Below are 13,011 nucleotides of genomic sequence, written 5' to 3'. Positions count from 1 at the left end.
GTCCCCCTGCCCGTACAGCTGGTTTCGCCCGAGACAGTCTGCCTTGTCCGGAGGGCGCGCGTCAGCATCGGGTCGGCCGATCCCCGCGGGCGCGGACCGGCCGCCGGGTGCTCCGCCCGCACCAGTTTGCTGACGGATCGTCAGATCGGCGCTACCGTGAAACGCATGGAGAGCTTCCCCAAGATCATCTCGGTGGACGACCACACCGTGGAGCCCCCGCACGTCTGGCAGGACCGGCTCCCGTCCCGGTATCGCGACACCGGCCCCCGGATCGTCCGTGCCCCGCTGAAGGAAATGACCTTTCTGGGCGGAAAGTTCGCCCCCGTGATGGGTGCCAAAGGGGACGAAGGCCCCGTCGGCGACTGGTGGGTCTACGAGGACCTGCACCGGCCCCTCACCCGGCTCGACACCGCCGTCGGCTACGACCGCGACGAGATACGGCTCGAGGTGATCACCTACGAGCAGATGCGGCCGGGCTCCTACTCCGTGCCCGACCGGCTCGCCGACATGGACGTCAACCACGTCCAGTCGGCGCTCTGCTTCCCCACGTTCCCCCGGTTCTGTGGACAGACCTTCACCGAAGCTTCCGATCGTGAACTCGGTCTCCTCGGCGTCCGCGCCTACAACGACTGGATGGTCGAGGAGTGGTGCGGCCCCGAGGCGCGGGGCCGGCTGATCCCGCTGACCCTGATCCCGCTCTGGGATCCGGAGCTCGCCGCCGCCGAGGTGCGCCGCAACGCCGCACGCGGCGTCCGCGCCGTCGCCTTCTCCGAGATCCCGCCGCACCTCGGGCTGCCCTCGGTCCACACCGACCACTGGGACCCGTTCCTGCGGGCCTGCGACGAGACCGGCACCGTCGTGGCGATGCACATCGGCTCGTCCAGCCGGATGCCGTCCACGTCCGCCGACGCGCCGCCCGCCGTCGGCTCCACCATCACCTTCGCCAACTGCTGCTTCTCGATGGTCGACTGGCTGATGAGCGGCAAGTTCGAGCGCTTCCCGAACCTCCGGATCATGTACGCCGAGGGCCAGATCGGCTGGATCCCGTACATCCTGGAGCGCGCCGACGTGGTGTGGGAGGAGAACCGCGGCTGGGGCGGGGTGGCGGAGAAGGTGCTGCGACCGCCGTCGGAGCTGTTCGCCGAGCACGTCTACGGATGCTTCTTCGACGACGCCTTCGGGCTGCGCAACCTCGACGCGATCGGGGTGGGCAACGTGCTGTACGAGACGGACTACCCGCACTCGGACTCCACGTGGCCCAAGTCGCGGGAGGTCGGCGAGGCCCAGATGGGCCACCTGGCGCCGGACGTCGTCGAGCGGATCGTGCGTGGCAACGCGATCGACCTGCTCGGGCTGACGGAGGACGGCCTCTGGCGGCCGTGACGGGCTGCGTCCACCGGCCGGGCCCGGTTCTTCGAAGTCACCCGGCCGGGCCGGTACGCCTCCTGTCGCGCGGCCGCCGCGCGGCGGCGTGGGCGCGGTCCTCGTCGTCCTGGGAGTCGGCGAGGGCCGCGCACCCCACGGCGTCACGGACGGACCGCTTCCCGGTCCGATGCCGGAGCCCGGCGTCCTCGACCGTTTGCCACTGGCGTGCGCGCTCGAAGTGGCTGCCGATGCGTGCCGCGCGCTCCAGCGGCTCCGGCTCCTCGTCCATGTCGATCCGGGCCACCGTCGCTCAGATCTTGATCACGCGGATGCCGGGCCCGCACAGAGCGGCCAGATCCTCAGGGGCCGAGGTCAGGACCGTCACCGGCGCCGGAGAGGACAGCGCCGTCGCGGCCACGAGGGCGTGGAGGGCGTACTTGTGGCCGTGCAGGGCGGCACCCGCCAGGAGCTTGCAGGCCAGGCGGGCGATGGTCTCGCTGGGGGGAATCACGTTCACGCGCGAGACGGCGTAGTCGAAGCGGGCCTGGGGGACCCGGGCGTCCCGGGCCTCGACGAGGGTGACGGAACTGGTCACGACCCGGATGTCCTCGGCCTCGGCCGCGACGAGCCATTCAAGGAGGGTCGTGGAGCGCCGTACCAGCAGGGACAGGCCCTCGCAGTCCAGAACGAGTGTCCCGCTCACGCGGCGTCCGCCGGCCCCGTGGTCTCGCCGCGGAGCATGGCGCGCTTCGCCTCGACGGCGGCGGCGTCGGCCGGGCCGAGTTCCGCCTCGGCGTCCTCGATCAGCTCACGCAGCCGCTCCCGCTCCAGCTGGCGCTGGATGAGGGACTCGATGTACGCGGACATGCCGCGCCTGCCGGTGCGCTCCTTGAGCGCGGCGATCCCCTCGTGCAGGGAGACGGAGACGGGTCGGGTCGGGCCCTCGCCGGGGCCGGGCTGCTCGCTCACGGAGTGAATGATGGCAGCCAATTGTCAATTCGATTGTTATTTGCCGCCCCCTTCACCGCACCTCTTGCCTGACGACGCGTCAGCGGACAGCATGAGCCCTCGACCAGAACTGACGGAACGTCAGATAGGGAGTCCTCGTGGCCGTCGTCTACGGGATCCAACTGCCCGTCCAGTCCCAGAGCACGCTCTACGCCGAGTCCTGGGAGGCCGCCGCCGGGCCCGCCGACCTGCTCGCCGTCGCCCGCGCGGCCGACGCGCACGGCTTCGACTACGTCGCGTGCTGCGACCACGTCGCCATCCCGCGCCGGCTCGCCGGGGCGATGAGCACCGTCTGGTACGACCCGGTGGCCACGCTCGCCTACCTCGCCGCCGCCACCGAGCGGGTCCGGCTGCTCTCGCACGTCGCCGTCGTGGGACTGCGCCACCCGCTCGTCACCGCCAAGGCGTACGCGACGCTCGACCACCTCTCCGGGGGCCGGCTGGTCCTCGGGGTCGGGGCCGGGCACGTCCAGGAGGAGTTCGAAGCGGTCGGGGCGGACTTCGCCGGGCGCGGCGGCGTGCTCGACGAGACCGTCGACGCGCTGCGGGCGGCGCTCGGGCCCGAGGAGTTCCCGGAGCACGACGGCCCGCGCTTCTCCTTCCGGGACCTCGGCCAGCGACCCCGGCCCGCGCAGGCGCGCGTGCCCGTCTGGGTCGGCGGCTCATCGCCCGCCGCCGTGCGCCGGGCCGCGCTCAAGGGCGACGGCTGGCTGCCGCAGGGGGACCCGCGCGGCCGGCTCGCCGAGCAGATCGCGAAGCTGCGGCGGCTGCGCGAGGAGGCCGGTGTCGAGGCGCCGTTCACCGTCGGCGCGATCACCGAGGCGCTGTACGTGGGCGAGCCCGGCTGGGACACCGGCCGGCGCACCCTGAGCGGCAAGCCGCAGGCGCTCGCCGAATCCCTGCGCGCCTACGGAGAGATGGGCGTGCACCAGATCCAGGTGCGGTTCCGCTCCCGGAGCCGCACCGAACTCGTCGACCAGATGGCCGCGTTCGCGGCCGAGGTCGCCCCCCACCTGAACTGAGGAGCCGGCGGTCATGGGCAAACTGGACGGGCGCGTCGTCGTCATCACGGGCGCGGCGCGCGGACAGGGCGAGCAGGAGGCGCGGCTCTTCGCCGCCGAGGGGGCGAGGGTCGTCCTCGGGGACGTGCTCGACGACCAGGGCGAGGCGCTGGCCAAGGAGCTGGGGGAGGAGCGGGCGGCGTACGTCCGCCTCGACGTGACGAGCGAGGACGACTGGTCGGGCGCCGTGGCCGTCGCGAAGGACCGCTTCGGGCGGATCGACGGCCTGGTGAACAACGCGGGCATCCTGCGCTTCAACGAGCTGGTCTCCACGCCCCTGGCGGAGTTCCAGGCGATCGTCCAGGTCAACCAGGTCGGCTGCTTCCTGGGGATCCGTACGGTCGCGCCCGAGATCGAGGCGGCCGGCGGCGGCACGATCGTCAACACCGCCTCGTACACCGGCGTGACCGGGATGGCCGGGGTCGGCGCCTACGCCGCCAGCAAGCACGCCGTGCTCGGGCTCACCCGGGTCGCGGCCGTGGAGCTGGCGGCGAAGGGCATCCGCGTCAACGCGGTCTGCCCGGGCGCGATCGACACCGCGATGAGCAACCCGGAGGGCGTGGACCCGGCGGCCACCGCCGAGCTCTACCGGAACCTCGTGCCGCTGGGGCGGATCGGCCGCCCGGAGGAGGTGGCGGCCCTCGCGCTCTTCCTGACCGCCGAGGACTCCTCGTACATCACCGGTCAGCCGTTCGTGATCGACGGGGGCTGGCTCGCGGGTGTGAAGCTCTTCTGACCCATCCGGCAAAGGATCTGACGGTCAATCAGGTATTGACAGGCCCGGGCACATCAAAGAATCTGACGACACGTCAGAAACTCACGAGGACGGTGACCTTCCGTGGAATTCGGGATCTTCGTACAGGGATACGTCGGCAAGCGCGCCGAGACCGATCCCGAAGCCGAGCACAAGGCCCTCATGGAGGAGACCGAGTACGTCATCCAGGCGGACGGGTCCGGGTTCAAGTACGCCTGGGCCTCCGAGCACCACTTCCTGGAGGAGTACTCCCACCTCTCCGCCAACGACGTCTACCTCGGCTACCTCGCCCACGCCACCGAGCGCATCCACCTCGGCTCCGGCATCTTCAACCCGCTCGCCCAGGTCAACCACCCGGTGAAGGTCGCCGAGAAGGTCGCCATGCTCGACCACCTCTCCGGCGGGCGCTTCGAGTTCGGCTCCGGCCGCGGTGCCGGCTCCCACGAGATCCTCGGGTTCTTTCCGGGCATCACGGACATGAACCACACCAAGGAGATCTGGGAGGAGACGATCGCCGAGTTCCCCAAGATGTGGCTCCAGGAGGAGTACGAGGGGTTCCAGGGCAAGCACTGGTCGCTCCCTCCGCGCAAGATCCTGCCCAAGCCGTACGGCAGGTCCCACCCGGCCATGTGGTACGCGGCCGGCTCCCCTTCCTCGTACGCCATGGCGGGGAAGAAGGGCCTCGGCGTCCTCGGCTTCAGCGTGCAGAAGGTCTCCGACATGGAGTGGGTCGTCGAGTCGTACAAGACCGCGGTCAAGGAGGCCAGGGCGGTCGGCGACTTCGTCAACGACAACGTCATGGTGACCTCCACGGCGATCTGCGCCGAGACCCACGACAAGGCCGTCGAGATCGCCGTCGGCGGCGGCCTCAACTACCTCCAGTCGCTGCTCTTCCGCTACCACGACACCTTCCCGCGCCCCGAGGGCATCCCCGAGTGGCCCGAGCTGCTGCCGGAGTACTCCGCCGAGATCATCGAACTCCTCATCCAGGAGGAGCTGATGATCTGCGGCGACCCGAGCGAGGTCCTGGCCCAGTGCAAGCGCTGGGAACAGGCGGGCGCCGACCAGCTGTCCTTCGGCCTGCCGATCGGCATCTCCTACGAGGACACGATGAACACGATCAAGCTGATCGGCGAGCACGTCATCCCGGAGATCGACACGGACCCCGTCCACCGCACCACCCGCTTCCGGCAGTCGGCCGGCAGCTGACGGGCCCCACCCAGCGCGGGGCGGTGTCTTCCCGGACCGCCGCCCCGTACCGGCCCCGGCCGGAGGCCGTTCCGCGGCGGCCCCGGTCCGGGGCACACCCGTGTCCACGTGCAGAAAGGGAACGCCATGCTCGATCACCTCATCAGGGGCGCCACCGTCGTGGACGGCACCGGCGCGCCCGCCTTCACCGCCGACGTCGGGATACGGGACGGGCGGATCGCCGTCGTCGCCGAGGCGGGCACGGTCGGCGAGGAGGCCCGTACCGAGGAGGACGCCTCCGGCCTCGTCCTCGCGCCCGGCTTCGTCGACCCGCACACCCACTACGACGCCCAGCTCTTCTGGGACCCGTACGCCACGCCCTCCATGAACCACGGCGTCACCACCGTCGCCGGCGGCAACTGCGGCTTCACCCTCGCCCCGCTCCACCCCGGCCGGCCCGCCGACGCCGACTACACGCGCCGCATGATGTCCAAGGTCGAGGGCATGGCCCTCGCCGCGCTCGAAGAGGGCGTCGACTGGAGCTGGTCCTCCTTCGCCGAGTACCTGGACGCCCTCGAAGGACGGATCGCCGTCAACGCCGGGTTCATGGTCGGGCACTGCGCCCTGCGGCGGTACGTCATGGGCGCCGACGCCGTCGGCGGGCAGCCCACCGCCGAACAGCTCCGGCAGATGGTCGAGCTGCTCGGACAGGCCATGGAGGCCGGCGCCTGGGGCCTCTCCACCACCCAGTCCGCCACCCACTCCGACGGTGACGGCGCCCCCGTCGCCTCCCGCCACGCGGAGCCCGCCGAGCTGATCGCCCTGTCGAAGGCGGTCGGCGAGCACGAGGGCACCCAGCTGGAGGCGATCGTGGCCGGCTGCCTCGACCAGTTCTCGGATGCCGAGATCGGCCTCTTCGTCGAGATGAGCGCCGCCGCGGGACGGCCCCTCAACTGGAACGTCCTCACCATCGACGCCACCGTGCCCGAGCGCGTCCCGCGCCAGCTCCTCGCCTCCGAGCGGGCCCGCAAGTCCGGCGGCAGGATCGTCGCCCTCACCATGCCGATCCTCACGCCAATGAACATGTCGCTCGGCACCTTCTGCGCCCTCAACCTCATCCCGGGCTGGGGCGAGGTGCTGTCCCTCCCCGTCCCCGAGCGGATCGCGAAGCTCCGCGACCCGGACGTCCGCGCCGGGATGCTGCGCCGCGCCGACTCCAAGGAGGCCGGCGTCTTCCGGCGCCTCGCGAACTTCGGCCGGTACGTCATCGGGGACACGTACTCCCGGGAGAACGAGGGCCTCACCGGGCGCGTCGTGCAGGACGTCGCCGCCGAACGCGGCCAGGACCCCTTCCAGTGCCTCGTCGAGATCTGCGCCAACGACGACCTGCGCACCGTCCTGTGGCCGATGCCCACCGACAACGACCCGGCCTCCTGGGCGCTGCGCGCGGAGACCTGGCAGCACGAGGACGTGCTGCTCGGCGGCTCCGACGCGGGAGCCCACCTGGACCGGATGTGCGGGGCGCCGTACACCACCCGCTTCCTCGGGGACTGCCTGCGCGGCCGGAAGCTGGTGCCGCTGGAGCAGGCCGTGAAGATGCTCAGCGACGACCCGGCCCGGCTCTTCGGGCTGCGCGAGCGGGGCCGGATCGCCGAGGGATACCACGCCGACCTCGTCCTCTTCGACCCCGAGCGGATCGACGCGGGCCCGGCGACCCTCGTCCACGACCTGCCGGGCGACAGCCCGCGCCTGGACTCCCGCGCGGTCGGCATCGTGTCGGTGCGGGTCAACGGCGTGGAGACGGTACGGGACGACGAGGTGACGGGCGCGATCCCGGGGCGCGTCCTGCGCTCGGGCCGTGACACGAGGACGGTGAGCACGCGATGACGCAGGAGCCGAGGACCGAGCGCCTCTACATAGGGGGAGAGTGGGTCGAGCCCGACGGCGGCCGTTACGAGGTGGTCGACCCCGCCACCGAGGAGGTCGTCGGGTACGCCCCCGAGGCCTCACGCGCCCAGGTGTACGAAGCGGCCGAGGCGGCCCGCGAGGCCTTCGCGACCTGGTCGCGCACGAAGCCGGAGGAGCGGGCGGCGGTCCTGGACCGGGCCGCGGACCTCATGGCCCGGGACGCCGAGGCGAACACGCTGCTCGCCCGTGCCGAGACCGGCGCCACCACCGCCACCGCGCGCGGGATGCAGGTGGCCGTGGGCTCCGCCCGCTTCCGGCGGTACGCGCGCGGCGCCCTGGAGCCGGTCGAGCAGGCACTGCCGCCGCAGATCAACGAGGCCGGGCCGATGGGCCGGGCGGGCGTCTTCGGGGCGGTGGCGGTACGGCGCCCGGTGGGCGTGGTCACCTGCATCACCTCGTACAACAACCCCTGGGCCAATCCGGCCGGCAAGATCGCCCCGGCGCTCGCCATGGGCAACACGGTCGTGGTGAAGCCGGCCCCGCAGGACCCGCTGTCGGTGTTCGCGATGACCCGGGCCCTGGCGGAGGCGGGCGTCCCGGCCGGGGTGGTCAACGTCGTCACCGGTTCGGCGCCCGCGGTGGGCGAGGCGGCCGTGGACTCCCCGGCGGTCGACATGGTCTCCTTCACCGGCTCCACGGCCGTGGGCCAGGCGATCGGCGCGGTGTGCGGGCGGCAGCTGAAGCGGCAGCTGATGGAGCTGGGCGGCAAGGGCGCGGCGCTGGTCTTCGACGACGCCGACCTGGACGCCGCGATGACGGGCATCGGGACGACCTTCTCCTTCTACAGCGGGCAGATCTGCACGGCCCCGACCCGGGTGCTCGCCCAGCGCGGGATCTACGAGCGGCTGGTCGAGAAGCTGACCGGCTACGTCGGCCACCTCACGGTCGGCGACCCGGCGGCGCCGGGCACGGTCGTCGGCCCGGTGATCTCGGCGGCGCACCGCGACCGCGTGGAGTCCTACGTCGAGCTGGGCAGGAAGGAGGGCGCGCGGGTGGTCGCGGGCGGCGAGCGGCCGGCCGGACCGGGGCTGGAGCGCGGTTTCTACGTGGCGCCGACCCTGCTCGCGGACTGCACCAACGAGATGCGGGTGGTGCGCGAGGAGATCTTCGGCCCGGTGGTCGTGGTGGTGCCCTTCGACGACGAGGAGGAGGGCGTCGCGCTCGCGAACGACAGCGACTACGGACTGATCGACTACGTGTGGTCCGGGGACGTCGCCCGCGCTTTCCGTGTCGCGGGGCGGCTGCGGGCCGGCGGGGTCGGGATCAACACCATCGGCCGGAACATGGAGGCGCCGTTCGGCGGCTTCAAGAAGAGCGGGGTCGGCCGGGACGTGGGCTCGTACGCGCTGCACGCGTACAGCGAGCTGCAGGCGGTCGTCTGGCCGGGATGAGCGGAGCCCGGGCGACGGGGTGAGGAGCGCCTCGAAAATTCCTCGGGAAAATTTGAAAACGGACATTTGGGGCGCAGCTGCGGTTCCCGCATATCGGACACCCGGCGACGGGCCTACCGGTTGGTCGGTCCGCCCTGGTCGTCGATCTTTCAATCATTGGCAGGCGTCCGATTTTGACCTCGCAATGCAAGGTGAAGATCGTCGCAGTGGGCGGAGTTCGATCTTCCGGATGTGGAAACCGCAGCACTTAACGTCCTGTTCATGACTCAGGTGGATGTGCGGCCCCAGGCCGGAGACACGGTAAGGGGCGTCGCCGCGGGCGACAGCCACGGTGTACGTACCAAGGGCCTCGGCGGAAACTCCGTGGGCCTGCTCGGCAGTGCCGTCATCGGCATCTCCACTGTCGCCCCCGTCTACTGCCTGACCTCCACGCTCGGCTCCACCGCCGGCGAGGTCGGCCTGCAGATGCCCGCCGTCTTCCTCGCGGGCTTCCTGCCGATGCTGCTCGTCGCGTTCGCGTACCGCGAGCTCAACAAGGCCATGCCGGACTGCGGCACCTCCTTCACGTGGACGGTGAAGGCCTTCGGCCCCAAGCTCGGCTGGATGTGCGGCTGGGGCCTGGTGATCGCCACGATCATCGTGCTCTCCAACCTGGCGGGCGTCGCCACCTCGTACTTCTGGCTGCTCGCCGGAGAGATCACCGGCGATTCGTCGATCGCCGCCCTGGACGACAACAAGGCCGTCCACATCCTCACCTGCCTGACCCTGATCGCCGTCGCCACCGCGATCAGCTACCGCGGCATGACCGCCACCAAGGGCGTGCAGTACGCCCTCGTCGGCCTCCAGCTCGTCGTCCTCGCCGTCTTCGTCGCCATGGCCCTCTCCAAGGCCGGCTCCTTCGAGACCTCGGTCGACTTCTCCTGGTCCTGGATGAACCCCTTCGCGGTGCAGTCCTTCGCCGCGTTCACCGCCGGCCTCTCGCTGTCGATCTTCATGTACTGGGGCTGGGACGCCTGCATGGCGACCAACGAGGAGACCACCGGCAGCCAGAAGACCCCCGGCCGCGCGGCGCTGATCGCCATGGTGGTCCTGGTCGGCTCCTACCTGGCCACCGGCATCGCCGCCCAGATGGCCGTCGGCTCCGGCGACAAGGGCCTCGGCCTCGCCAACCCGGAGACCTCCGACAACGTCTTCGCCGCCCTCGCCGGCCCCGTCATGGGCCCCGCCCTCGGCATCCTGCTCTTCGTCGCCGTCCTCGCCTCGGCCGCCGCGAGCCTGCAGACCACCTTCATCCCGGTGGCCCGCACGGTCCTCGCCATGGCCACCTACGAGGCCCTGCCGAAGTCCTTCACCAAGGTCCACCCGGTCTTCAAGACCCCGGGCAAGGCCACCGTCGTGGCCGGTGTCGCCACGGGCGCCTTCTACACGGTGATGACCCTGGTCAGCGAGAACGTCCTGGTCGACACCATCTACGCGCTCGGCCTGATGATCTGCTTCTACTACGCCCTGACGGCCTTCGCCTGCGTCTGGTACTTCCGCGGCGAGCTCTTCCGCTCCGGCCGCGACCTGGCCTACAAGGGCCTCATGCCGCTGCTCGGCGGCCTGATGCTGACCGCCGTCTTCGGCAAGACGCTCTACGACATGTGGGACCCGGCCTACGGCTCCGGCTCCGCGGTCCTCGGCGTCGGGTCGGTGTTCGTGATCGGCGTCGGGCTGCTGCTGCTCGGCGTGGTGATCATGCTGGTGATGCGTGCCAAGAGCCCCGCGTTCTTCCGCGGCGAGGTGCTCACCAAGGAGACCCCGTCGCTGGTCGTGGAGGACTGACCGACCGACCGTGGGGGTCCCCCCGGACGAAGTCTGGGGGCGGACAGCGGCGAGGTGGCGGGCCCGTGGGGGGTCCCGCCACCTCGTCTTTTCCGCTGCTTCTTCGCCTTCCTCGCCCTTGCGCGCCAGGGCTCAGTGCTGTCCGGGCAGCAGGCCCTCCACCATCTTGTTGGCGGCCGGCATCTGGTCGGCGGAGGCGGGCTTCGGCTTCGGCGCGAGGACGCCGCTCAGCGGCACGACCGAGGGCAGGTTCGCGCCCGCGGTGTCGGCGGCGGCCGTCCCGGCGGCGGCCAGGCCACCGGTCACGGCGAAGGAGGTCAGGGCGACTGCGGTGAGGATCTTCTTCATGCCGCGTGAACGCCGCCCCGGGCGCCGGGGTTACGCGAAGCGTCCCTACGATGCGCCCATGACTGCTCCCGCGAACGACTGGTCACTGCGCCCCGGCCGGGCCGAGGACGTGGAGCTCGTCGCCGAGCTGCGGGCCGAGGTCATGCGCCCGGACCTGGAACGGCTCGGCCGCTACGACGAGCAACGGGTGCGCCGGCGGGTGCGGGACGGCTTCTCGACCGCGTACACCAGGATCATCGAGACCGCCGCAGGCGCCTTCGCCGGCTGCGTCACCCTCCGCCCGCACGAGACCGCCGAAGGCCTCTGCCTGGAGCACTTCTACCTGGCCCCCGCCCTCCAGGGCCGGGGCCTCGGCGGCGCCGTGCTGCGCAGCCTCCTGGAGCGGGCCGACGCGGAGTCGGCCCCGGTCCGCCTCCAGGTCCTCCAGGGCAGCGCGGCCCGCCGTCTCTACGAGCGGGCCGGCTTCACGGTCGAGTCGGAGGACGCGGTGGACGTGTGGATGGTGCGGGAGCCGGCCCCGCGGGCCGTCACCCCTCCTGATCAGCCCTCCTGAGCGGGCTCCCGGGCGGCCGGCCGGGATCCGCCCGCCGGATTCCTACTCGATTGATACTGTGGCGTCATGGACGCATCCTCCGAGTACGGCATCGGCGAAGGCCCCGCGACGCGGGTCAGTCTTTCCCTGCCCGAGGGGACGGCCGAGGCGATCCGCTCCCGCGTCGGCAAGCGGGAGTTCTCGGCCTTCGTCACGGCGGCGGTCGAGCGCGAGCTGCGCGGGCAGATCCTCGACGAGTACCTCGCCGACTACGAACGCAGGAACGGCCCCGTCTCCGACGAGCTCCAGCAGGGCGCCCGCCAGACCTTCGACGAGATCTTCGCGGAGGACGCTTCGTGGCCCGCCGCAAGCTGACCCGCGAGGGCACCCTCGTCCTGGACGGTCAGGGGTTCTCGGGGCTGCTCCACGACTCCCCCCGAGCGGTCGCGCTGGTCGCCGAGGCCAGACGCCGGGGGATGGACGTCGTGATCTGCGCCCTCACCGTGATCGAGGCCGTGCACGCCCGCACGGACCGCGCCCGCGTCGCGTGGCTGCTGTCCGGACTCCGCGTCGTCCCGGTGGGCGAGGAGGAGGCCAAGGCGGCGTCCGAGCTGCTGATCGGCGCGTCGCTGCACGGCCACAAGTACGCGATCGACGCGGCCGTGGCGGCGATCGCCCTCCGTCAGCAGCGGCCGGTCGCGATGCTCACGTCCGACGTGGACGACATGACGAAACTCTGCGGCGCACAGGTCCGGCTCATCGCGGTGTGACCGGACCGGCGCCTATGCCTCCGCCTCCGCCGGCTCCGCGATCAGGGCCGTGGCGATCGTGCGGAAGCCGAGGCGGGCGTAGAGGCGGGCGACGGTGTCGTCGGTGGCGGTCAGGAAGACCGTCCCGGCGCCCAGGGCGCGGGCGTCCGCGACCAGGGCGGCGGTGACCGCGAGGCCCAGGCCGCGGCGGCGGGACCCCGGGCGGGTGCCGACGCCGACGACCTCGGTCACCGGACCGACCGGCTGGTGCTGGCCCGCCGCGAGCGCGTCGCCGTCCGGGCCGAAGGCCGCGGCGAGACGGGTGAGGCCCGCCTCGATGCGGGCCGCGACCTGGGTGGCGGCGCCGGGCGCGGGCGTGGCGCCGAAGGCGGCGTACGGCGCGGCGACCGCGCTCTCCAGGGCCGGGTCGGCGGCCCCGACCATCCGCACGGTCACGTCGTCCGGCGGCGCGGGCAGCGCCTCAGCCTGCGCCGTCAGCACCATCAGCGGGTGCTCGTGCACCACGAGCCCGCTCTCCTCGACGGCCGCCCGCAGCCCGGGCGTCGTCTCGGCGACCCACTCGAACGCCTCCGGCACGCCCAGTTCGCGCTGCCGCGCCCGGACCTTCTCCACGGCCGCGAGCGGCACCTCGCCGGTGTGCCCGAGCGTCGGCCGCGCGTAGTACGGCCAGCCGCTGCCCTCCCGTACGAAGAGGGTGAGGGACCCGAACTCCTCGGTGCGGGCGGCGGATCGGGGCACGGAATCGTAGTAGGTCTCGAGGCGCGTCAGCATGCGGCTTACCGTACGCAGCACCGATGATGGG

The 13,011-nt window shown here is 71.8% G+C and carries 15 protein-coding genes; 10 read left to right on the top strand and 5 right to left on the bottom strand.

What is annotated here, in order from left to right; genetic code table 11:
- The first annotated feature begins 165 nt into the window (after nucleotides 1-165).
- Nucleotides 166-1,383, top strand: coding sequence for an amidohydrolase family protein (locus ACFY8W_RS34185; protein ID WP_391113951.1), 1,218 nt, complete (start codon nucleotides 166-168; stop codon nucleotides 1,381-1,383).
- A gap of 37 nt (nucleotides 1,384-1,420) precedes the next feature.
- Here the strand turns inward: ACFY8W_RS34185 and ACFY8W_RS34180 are convergent, their stop codons facing one another.
- Genes ACFY8W_RS34180 through ACFY8W_RS34170 form a run of 3 tightly spaced genes read right to left on the bottom strand, consistent with a single transcriptional unit; the run spans nucleotide 1,421 to nucleotide 2,334 of the window.
- Nucleotides 1,421-1,669, bottom strand: a complete 249-nt coding sequence (locus ACFY8W_RS34180; RefSeq protein WP_391113948.1) for a hypothetical protein — start codon at nucleotides 1,667-1,669, stop codon at nucleotides 1,421-1,423.
- A gap of 6 nt (nucleotides 1,670-1,675) precedes the next feature.
- Complete coding sequence (locus ACFY8W_RS34175; protein WP_391113945.1) at nucleotides 1,676-2,068, bottom strand: type II toxin-antitoxin system VapC family toxin; 393 nt, start codon at nucleotides 2,066-2,068, stop codon at nucleotides 1,676-1,678.
- Complete coding sequence (locus ACFY8W_RS34170) at nucleotides 2,065-2,334, bottom strand: hypothetical protein (protein ID WP_391113942.1); 270 nt, start codon at nucleotides 2,332-2,334, stop codon at nucleotides 2,065-2,067. Before ACFY8W_RS34170 ends, ACFY8W_RS34175 begins: the two co-directional genes overlap by 4 nt.
- Nucleotides 2,335-2,471: 137 nt before the next feature.
- Here ACFY8W_RS34170 and ACFY8W_RS34165 point away from each other — a divergent pair, with 137 nt between their 5' ends.
- The 6 genes from ACFY8W_RS34165 to ACFY8W_RS34140 all read left to right on the top strand — a co-directional run bounded on the left by ACFY8W_RS34165 (nucleotide 2,472) and on the right by ACFY8W_RS34140 (nucleotide 10,559).
- Entirely contained in the window at nucleotides 2,472-3,395 is a 924-nt protein-coding gene (locus ACFY8W_RS34165) for a TIGR03619 family F420-dependent LLM class oxidoreductase (protein ID WP_391113939.1), read from the top strand.
- 13 nt (nucleotides 3,396-3,408) lie between these two features.
- Complete coding sequence (locus ACFY8W_RS34160) at nucleotides 3,409-4,170, top strand: glucose 1-dehydrogenase (protein WP_391113936.1); 762 nt, start codon at nucleotides 3,409-3,411, stop codon at nucleotides 4,168-4,170.
- 102 nt (nucleotides 4,171-4,272) lie between these two features.
- Nucleotides 4,273-5,397, top strand: coding sequence for an LLM class flavin-dependent oxidoreductase (locus ACFY8W_RS34155; RefSeq protein WP_391113933.1), 1,125 nt, complete (start codon nucleotides 4,273-4,275; stop codon nucleotides 5,395-5,397).
- A gap of 126 nt (nucleotides 5,398-5,523) precedes the next feature.
- Nucleotides 5,524-7,263 carry an amidohydrolase family protein gene (locus tag ACFY8W_RS34150; protein WP_391113930.1) on the top strand — a complete coding sequence of 580 codons (1,740 nt, stop codon included), beginning with the start codon at nucleotides 5,524-5,526 and terminating at the stop codon, nucleotides 7,261-7,263.
- The gene (locus ACFY8W_RS34145; protein WP_391113927.1) at nucleotides 7,260-8,735 is read left to right on the top strand and encodes an aldehyde dehydrogenase family protein; all 1,476 of its coding nucleotides are present in this window, start codon (nucleotides 7,260-7,262) and stop codon (nucleotides 8,733-8,735) included. Before ACFY8W_RS34150 ends, ACFY8W_RS34145 begins: the two co-directional genes overlap by 4 nt.
- Nucleotides 8,736-8,996: 261 nt before the next feature.
- The gene (locus ACFY8W_RS34140; RefSeq protein WP_391113924.1) at nucleotides 8,997-10,559 is read left to right on the top strand and encodes an amino acid permease; all 1,563 of its coding nucleotides are present in this window, start codon (nucleotides 8,997-8,999) and stop codon (nucleotides 10,557-10,559) included.
- Nucleotides 10,560-10,691: 132 nt separating this feature from the next.
- Here the strand turns inward: ACFY8W_RS34140 and ACFY8W_RS34135 are convergent, their stop codons facing one another.
- Nucleotides 10,692-10,907, bottom strand: coding sequence for a hypothetical protein (locus ACFY8W_RS34135; RefSeq protein ID WP_384421784.1), 216 nt, complete (start codon nucleotides 10,905-10,907; stop codon nucleotides 10,692-10,694).
- A 58-nt stretch (nucleotides 10,908-10,965) separates the two neighbouring features.
- Between ACFY8W_RS34135 and ACFY8W_RS34130 the strand changes: the two genes are divergently transcribed.
- The 3 genes from ACFY8W_RS34130 (at nucleotide 10,966) to ACFY8W_RS34120 (ending at nucleotide 12,209) form a co-directional block, all read left to right on the top strand.
- Nucleotides 10,966-11,460, top strand: coding sequence for a GNAT family N-acetyltransferase (locus tag ACFY8W_RS34130; protein ID WP_391113921.1), 495 nt, complete (start codon nucleotides 10,966-10,968; stop codon nucleotides 11,458-11,460).
- Nucleotides 11,461-11,526: 66 nt separating this feature from the next.
- On the top strand, nucleotides 11,527-11,814 hold the full coding sequence (locus tag ACFY8W_RS34125; protein WP_391113918.1) for a hypothetical protein: 288 nt from the start codon (nucleotides 11,527-11,529) through the stop codon (nucleotides 11,812-11,814).
- Nucleotides 11,796-12,209, top strand: a complete 414-nt coding sequence (locus ACFY8W_RS34120; protein WP_391113915.1) for a PIN domain-containing protein — start codon at nucleotides 11,796-11,798, stop codon at nucleotides 12,207-12,209. Before ACFY8W_RS34125 ends, ACFY8W_RS34120 begins: the two co-directional genes overlap by 19 nt.
- 12 nt (nucleotides 12,210-12,221) lie before the next feature.
- On the opposite strand, the gene ACFY8W_RS34115 is transcribed toward ACFY8W_RS34120, so the two are convergent.
- The gene (locus tag ACFY8W_RS34115) at nucleotides 12,222-12,980 is read right to left on the bottom strand and encodes a GNAT family N-acetyltransferase (RefSeq protein WP_391113912.1); all 759 of its coding nucleotides are present in this window, start codon (nucleotides 12,978-12,980) and stop codon (nucleotides 12,222-12,224) included.
- Nucleotides 12,981-13,011 lie beyond the last annotated feature (31 nt).

This window comes from Streptomyces sp. NPDC012637 (genome assembly GCF_042954805.1).
Lineage (GTDB): Bacteria > Actinomycetota > Actinomycetes > Streptomycetales > Streptomycetaceae > Streptomyces.
Note: the sequence above shows the minus strand (reverse complement) of the source record. Positions and strands in the feature narration are given on the sequence as shown.